Origin of the sequence: Micrococcus sp. HMSC31B01, assembly GCF_001816085.1 — a bacterium.
Classification (GTDB): domain Bacteria; phylum Actinomycetota; class Actinomycetes; order Actinomycetales; family Micrococcaceae; genus Micrococcus; species Micrococcus luteus.
This window is the reverse complement of the sequence record NZ_KV825131.1, coordinates 1-2,780: the sequence shown is the minus strand read 5'-3', so window position 1 is coordinate 2,780 and position 2,780 is coordinate 1. Positions and strand designations below refer to the sequence as shown.

Below are 2,780 nucleotides of genomic sequence, written 5' to 3'. Positions count from 1 at the left end.
CGCGGCGGCCGCCCTGCAGGACGGTGCCCGGCGCCTGGCCGAGCGCGTCCGCGCCGAGGCCCCCTGGGCCGCGCCCTACCTGCCCCACACGGGGCCGATCATCTCCGGGGAGACCGTGGAGCCGCCGTCGCACGGCGCCGCCCGCCCCCAGACCACCACCACGCAGAAGGACACCCCCGCATGAAGTCCCAGGAGATCGCCCGCCGCTGGACCGCCTTCTTTGAGTCCAGGGGGCACCGCGTGGTGCCGTCGGCGTCGCTCGTCTCGCCGGATCCGTCGCTGCTGTTCACGGTGGCCGGCATGGTCCCGTTCATCCCGTACTTCCTGGGGGAGCAGACCCCGCCGAGCCCGCGCGTCGTCTCGGTGCAGAAGTGCATCCGCACCGCGGACATCGAGGAGGTCGGCAAGACCGTCCGCCACGGCACCTTCTTCCAGATGTGCGGCAACTTCTCCTTCGGCGACTACTTCAAGGAGACGGCCATCCCGATGGCCTGGGAGCTGCTGACGTCCTCGGTCGAGGACGGCGGCTTCGGCCTGGACCCCGAGCGCCTCTGGGTCACCGTGTACCGCGAGGACGACGAGGCCGAGCGCATCTGGCGCGAGGACGTGGGCGTCCGTCCCGAGCGCATCCAGCGCATGGGCAAGGACGACAACTACTGGAACACCGGCCAGCCCGGCCCGGGCGGCCCCTGCTCGGAGATCTTCTACGACCGCGGCCCCGCGTACGGCGTCGACGGCGGCCCGGCCGCGGACGACACCCGCTACATCGAGATCTGGAACCTCGTGTTCATGCAGTACCGCCTCTCCGCGGTGCGCTCGAAGGACGACTTCGACATCGCCGGCGAGCTCGAGCACAAGAACATCGACACCGGTCTCGGCCTCGAGCGGCTCGCCATGATCCTCCAGGGTGTGGAGAACATGTACGAGACGGACCAGGTCCGCCCCGTGCTCGACCGCGCCGCGCAGCTGGCCGGCCGCTCCTACACCTCCACCGAGGACCCGGCCGACCCGCACTACGACGACGACGTCCGCCTGCGCATGGTGGCCGACCACGTGCGCTCGGCCCTGATGCTGATCAGCGACGGCGTGCGCCCCGGCAACGAGGGCCGCGGCTACGTGCTGCGCCGCCTCATCCGCCGCGTCGTCCGCGCCCTGCGCCTGATGGGCGTCACCGAGCCCGTTTTCCCTGAGCTGCTGCCGGTCTCCCGGGACGCGATGAAGGGCACCTACCCGGTGGTCGCGGACGAGTTCGAGCGCATCTCCCGGATCGCCTACGCCGAGGAGAAGGCGTTCCTGCGGACCATCGCCGCGGGCACGGCCCGCCTCGACGCCGCGGTGGGCCAGGCCCGCTCGGCGGGCGGCGGCATCGCGGGCCCGGACGCGTTCGAGCTGCACGACACCTACGGCTTCCCGATCGAGCTGACGCTGGAGATCGCGGAGGAGGCCGGCGTCGCCGTGGACGAGGCCGGGTTCCGCGCCCTCATGGCCGAGCAGCGCGACCGCGCCCGCGCGGACGCCAAGGCCAAGAAGGCCGGCCACACGGACACCGCCGTGTACCAGCGCCTGCGCGCCGAGGGCCAGACCCACTTCACCGGCTACACCGAGCACACCACCGAGTCCGTGGTGCGCGGCCTGCTGCAGAACGGCGAGGAGGTCGCGTCCGCCGGCGCCGGCACGGAGCTCGAGCTCGTCCTGGACGCCACGCCGTTCTACGCGGAGTCCGGCGGCCAGGCCGCGGACACCGGCCTGATCACCGGCGACGGCTTCCGCCTCGAGGTGCTCGACGTGCAGGCCCCCGTGAAGGGGCTGTCCGTGCACAGGGTCAAGGTCCTCGACGGCGAGGTCGCCGCCGGCGCGCAGGCCCTCGGCGCGATCGACCTGCAGCGCCGCCTCGACGGCGAGAAGGCCCACTCCGGCACCCACCTGGTGCACGCCGCACTGCACCAGATCCTCGGCCCCGAGGCCACCCAGTCCGGCTCCTTCAACAAGGAGGGCTACCTGCGCTTCGACTTCCGCTGGGCCGAGGCGCTCTCGGCCGGGGCCCGCTCCGAGGTCGAGGACGTGGTGAACATCGCCATCCGCGACGACCACGCCGTGCTCACCCAGGAGATGAGCCTCGAGGAGGCGCGCGCACTCGGCGCGATGAGCCTGTTCGGCGAGAAGTACGGCGACCGGGTGCGCGTCGTGGAGATCGACGGCGCCTGGTCCCGCGAGCTGTGCGGCGGCACCCACGTGGGCCGCACCGCGCAGATCGGCTCGCTGACCCTGCTCGGCGAGCAGTCCGTGGGCTCGGGCAACCGCCGCGTCGAGGCGCTCGTCGGCCTGGACTCGTTCCGCCACCTCGCCGCGGAGCGCACCCTCGTCTCCGAGCTCTCGGAGATGTTCAAGGCCCCGGCCGAGGAGCTCAAGGACCGCATCGGCGCCACCCTGGACCGGCTCAAGGCGGCCGAGAAGCAGGTCGCGGAGCTGCGGGCCCAGGCGCTGCAGGCCCAGGCCGGGCAGCTCGCCGGGCAGGCCCAGGACGTCACGACGTCCGCCGGGACGTCGGTGCGGGTGCTGGCGCACCACGTCGGCGACGTGGCCGGGGACCAGCTGCGTTCCCTCGTGCTGGACCTGCGCGCCCGGATCGAGTCGGCCGGCGGCAACGCGGCGGGCACGCCCGTGCTCGTGGCCCTCACGGCCGAGGCCAAGGGCCGGCCCCTCGTGGTCGTGGCGACCAACGAGGCCGCCCGCGCGGCCGGCCTCAAGGCGGGCGCCATGGTCAAGACCGCCACCGGCGT

1 protein-coding gene and 1 pseudogene are annotated in these 2,780 nt (G+C 73.1%); both read left to right on the top strand.

Annotated elements, in window-relative coordinates; genetic code table 11:
- Window positions 1-184, top strand: a pseudogene (locus tag HMPREF3105_RS06680) (hypothetical protein); the annotation flags it as partial.
- The coding region (alaS, locus tag HMPREF3105_RS06675; RefSeq protein ID WP_070709023.1) for an alanine--tRNA ligase at window positions 181-2,780 on the top strand (2,600 nt) is incomplete at its 3' end. The pseudogene HMPREF3105_RS06680 and the gene alaS, both read left to right, overlap by 4 nt.